Origin of the sequence: Synechococcus sp. BDU 130192 (genome assembly GCF_963876085.1) — a bacterium.
Taxonomy (GTDB): Bacteria; Cyanobacteriota; Cyanobacteriia; order Cyanobacteriales; family MRBY01; genus MRBY01.
This window is the reverse complement of record NZ_CAWNNO010000031.1, coordinates 1-3,958: the sequence shown is the minus strand read 5'-3', so window position 1 is coordinate 3,958 and position 3,958 is coordinate 1. Positions and strand designations below refer to the sequence as shown.

The 3,958-nt window shown below is 47.3% G+C and carries 2 protein-coding genes; one reads left to right on the top strand and one right to left on the bottom strand.

Translation table 11 applies throughout. The annotated features are described in order from the left end of the window. Window positions 1-123: 123 nt before the first annotated feature. Window positions 124-756, bottom strand: coding sequence for a recombinase family protein (locus AACT35_RS08555; protein ID WP_099239480.1), 633 nt, complete (start codon window positions 754-756; stop codon window positions 124-126). Window positions 757-922: 166 nt separating this feature from the next. Here AACT35_RS08555 and AACT35_RS08550 point away from each other — a divergent pair, with 166 nt between their 5' ends. Then, a complete protein-coding gene (locus AACT35_RS08550) occupies window positions 923-3,835 on the top strand; it encodes a Tn3 family transposase (RefSeq protein WP_099239478.1) in 2,913 nt (970 codons plus the stop codon). Window positions 3,836-3,958: the final 123 nt, after the last annotated feature.

The following is a 3,958-nucleotide window of genomic DNA, read 5'->3' as shown; positions in this document are numbered from 1 at the left end:
GGACTAGAGGGCGCATCTCGACAAAAACCTACGGTTATAGAAAAAATATCGTCTGAAAGTCTTGTATAGAAGCTGTTTTGAGGAGCAACCTTTTTCGGACATTTTAACGAAAGAATAGGGGTTCTAGGGGGCTCTCTTAGATGAGCCTTGGTCAAGCAAACGTTGCCCTAAAGCCTTCACAGAACCATCACCATTCACATAGGAATAAAGTGTGGCTGTAGTGATGCCTAAACGCTTTGCGACTTCCTGAGAATTGCTTTGAGGGTCAGCCATGGCAGACATCGCCATCTTCAACGTTGTCAGGGTCATCTTACGGGGCCGACCACCCACACGTCCTCGAGCTCGGGCTGCCTTTAAACCCGCCTGAGTACGTTCTCGAATCAATTCCGCCTCAAATTCAGCCAAGGCAGCAAAGATCCCAAAAACCAAGCGTCCATTAGCAGTCGTGGTATCGATTTGGGCTCCAGCCCCAGCCAGCACCTTCAAACCCACCTGAAGCTGGTTAAAAGTATCAACCAAACCGACTAAATGCTTCAGATCGCGCCCAAGGCGGTCTAGCTTCCAGATGACTAACGTATTGCCAGGCTGCAGTGCCTTTAAACAGTTGTCCAGTCCTGGCCGAGCATCTTTACGGCCAGAGGCTAAATCCTGATAGATGCGATGGGACTCAACCCCAGCCTCTAGCAGAGCATCCCGCTGTAAATCCAAAGATTGGGAGCCATCACTTTTAGAAACCCGAATATAACCAATCAACATAAAGCCAAATCTAGCCACTCAAAAACTTAAAAGAAGGGCAGCAACCTTGTGTTGTTATTTAAGATAAGTTTTTTTATTGATATTTCCATGGTAAGTGCGACCGTGAACCACAGCAAGAAAAACGAGTGTTTTTTGAGTCAAAAAAATTGATTGGTTATCAGAGCAAGTGAATACAAAAGAACAGTTTCTATCCCAGCGTCAACGTTATCAGCCCATCACCCTGCCCGAAGAGTTCACGGACGAGGAAATGTTTCGAGATTGGCAGCTTTCCCCAGAAGATTGCCAAGAACTGAAGAAATACCAAAAGCGCTTTCGGCTACATCTGGCTATACAAATCTGTTCTGTGCGTTTGTATGGTCGCTTTCTGGCCCAAGTTGATAACCTTTCGCCACGGATCGCCAGTCACCTACGACAGCAGTTGAACCTACCGGTTGCTTTGAAAATTCGAGTACCGGAAAGAGAGGCGACATACCTAAAACAGCTTCAGAATATCTTGAAGTATCTAGGGTTTAGACGTTTTGATGCGTCGGCAAAGCAGGAGTTGAAACCATGGTTACGGCAGCAAGCACAACAGAGAGCGCTACCAGACAAGCTATTTGAGCAGGCAGAAATTTATCTGTTTGAGAGACAGGTGCTATTGCCAGGTCCAACGGTGTTAGAACGACTGGTAATCCGTGTCTGCTCTGAGGTACATTTACAACTGTTTGAAGCCATGTTTGAGCAGTTTTCTCCTAAATTCCGCCGCATGATCGATCAATTGCTGATAGTGCCGGAGGATAAGCATTACTCTGAGTTCGCCTATCTGAAGGTATATCCTCCGGCCGCAACAGTGACTTCCATCAAATCTTATTTGTCTAGGTACCAAACTCTTGTGGATACAGGGATTGATGATTATCAATTCCCGACGCTCACACCAGCATTTCTAGAGTACCTTTTTAAGCAGGCGAAACGATACAACGCTTCGGAGATAAAGCGTTTCAAGAAACACAAGCGTTATGCAATCATGGTCTGCTTCCTACTGGAAACCAGAAAGCTTCTCTTGGATTATCTGGCTTCCATGCATGACCAGTACATAGCCAATCTTGTACGGCGACTGAAAAATCGCTATGAGGAAAAGCATCGTGAATGTCGTCAGCGCCAGAAGAGTGCGGTAGATACGATGCTCAAAATGGGCCAAGTTCTTCTGGGTCTTGATGATGACCAAACCTTCACCAAGACTGAGCTCTGGAAGCAAATTGATGAAGGTGAATTCCGCAGCTCTCTGGAAGAGTTTAAAGCGTTCCAACGGCTGGAGGAATACGGCTATGGTGAACTCCTCATTAATGCCTATCCCACACTACGGAAATATTTCCCTGACTTTCTGCAGCTCCCCTTTGCAGCAGCCCCAGGCAATGAAGATTTATTGGATGCGATTCACCTTGTGCGACAGTTTAATGCTGGGAAAATTAAAGGCCTCCCTGGTGACGCGCCCGTAAGCTTTGTCCCCAAGGATTTACGCAAGCTATTGCATGATGAGCAGGGCCAGCTTAAACGGAATGCCTGGGAGATGGGCCTCGCCTTTGCTCTCAGGGATGCACTTCGTTCGGGCGATCTCTATTTACCCCAAAGCAAACACCATATTTCTTTCTGGGAGATGACCCTCACTGAGCTGAGCGACCAGACGGTCGATGAAGTGCTGGAACAGCCCACTCAGGAAGAGGCCGCTTTGGTGCTCACGGAGGAATTCAATCATGCTGTACGCCTGGCCCAGGAGAGTTTCCCTACGGATTCTTTCGCTCACATTCAAGATAATGAACTCCAGCTCAAGCGCTATACAAAAAAATCCAAGTCTCCTAAGGTGGATGCCCTACAGAAGGTGATTAATTCTCACCTACCTTCTATTCGGATTGAGCAACTACTGCTTGAGGTGGATCAACGGATAAGCTTTACCCATCATTTCACGCCGGTTGCTGACCATCTATCAAAACCCCGTCACTTTTACAAAACCCTCTTGGCTGCTTTGCTTGCTCAGGCTACTAATTTAGGGGTCGTCGCCATGAGTGCCAGTGTGGAAGGGGTATCGCTAGATATGTTGCGCCGGGTGACCCAGGACTATATCCGTGAGGAGACGATTGTCGCCGCCAGCGCTGCCATTGTTAATCAGCACCATGCTTTGCCCTTGAGTTCCGTCTATGGGTCAGGAGACATTTCTTCTTCTGATGCTCAGCGTTTTGGTGTTCGGGCGAGCAGCCTTTTGGCCTCTTATTATCCCCGTTACTACGGCTATTATGACAAGGCCATTGGTATCTATACCCATGTTTCTGACCAGTATTCGGTCTACAGCACCAAAGTCATTTCCTGCAAGCCCCGTGAGGCCCTATATGTTCTCGATGGCCTCCTCGAAAACAATACAGTCTTACCGATCCGTGCCCACACTACTGATACCCATGGCTATACGGAAATTCTCTTTGCTCTTTGTCACTTACTGGGGTTCTACTTTATGCCCCGTATCAAAGACCTCAAGGAGCAGCAGCTTTATCGTCTTGATAAGGACCAGGATTACGGTATCTTCTCTCCTTTACTAAATAAGACGGCTAATTTAGCCCTGGTCGTTGAACAGTGGAATGAGATGCTGAAAGTCGCTATGTCTCTTCGCCAGCGGGTCGCTCCTGCCCATGTTGTCCTTGAGCGCCTGATTAATTCCTTCCCGTCCGACCGTCTTTCTAAGGCTTTCACCCACTTGGGACGCATCCTTAAAACTCAATACATTCTTCGCTACATCACTGATGAGGACCTCCGTCGTCGGGTTCAACTCCAACTCAATAAAGGGGAGTATCGCCACCGTCTCCCTCGCCGCATTTTCTTTGGTGACCAGGGTGAATTTGCCACTGGTCAATACCAAGAGATCATGAACAAAGCGAGTTGTTTGAGCTTGGTCTCTAATGCTGTGCTTTATTGGAATACCCTCAAGATTAACGACATTGTTGAGGAGCTTCGTTCCCAGGGTGAGGTGATTGATGATGAAACTCTCTCCCATATCTCCCTGCTCCCCTTTAGGCACCTTGTTCCCCATGGAACTTATTTTACTGGCCTCCTCTAGAACCCCTATTCTTTCGTTAAAACTTTCTAAAAAGGTCGATCCTCAAAACTCTTTCTATACAAGGTTTTCAAACGATATTTTTTCTATAACCGTAGGTTTTTGTCGAGATGCGCCCTCTAGTCC